Raw genomic sequence first — 298 nt, 5'->3', positions numbered from 1 at the left:
GCAACGAACAATCGACGAACTCTCGCGTCGTTTCGACAAGAACGTCGTCGTGACCGCGTCAACGAAACTCGCTACACGTTGGGAAATGAAGCGCGACACGCTCTCACCGTGCTGCACCACGCACATTGAAGACATCATTGCCGTGTCGTGAGGCAGACGAAAGATAGAAAGCTGTACCAACGGGCACGTGTCCAGGGGTGTGTAAACGACGCGGAGTGTTTGCGCAATTAAACTTATTTTTTTTCCATTAAGGCGGGGGGATGTATTCACGTCAGCCTTGCGTTACGCGCTTAGGGAG

Annotated in this window: 1 protein-coding gene; it reads left to right on the top strand. The window is 52.7% G+C overall.

Features of this window, described 5'->3' with window-relative positions:
* Window positions 1–10: 10 nt before the first annotated feature.
* On the top strand, window positions 11–151 hold the full coding sequence (locus H6A60_RS14095) for a DUF4113 domain-containing protein (protein WP_369126660.1): 141 nt from the start codon (window positions 11–13) through the stop codon (window positions 149–151).
* Window positions 152–298: the final 147 nt, after the last annotated feature.

It is taken from the genome of Sutterella massiliensis, assembly GCF_016899755.1.
Classification (GTDB): domain Bacteria; phylum Pseudomonadota; class Gammaproteobacteria; order Burkholderiales; family Burkholderiaceae_F; genus Sutterella; species Sutterella massiliensis.
Note: the sequence above shows the minus strand (reverse complement) of the source record. Positions and strands in the feature narration are given on the sequence as shown.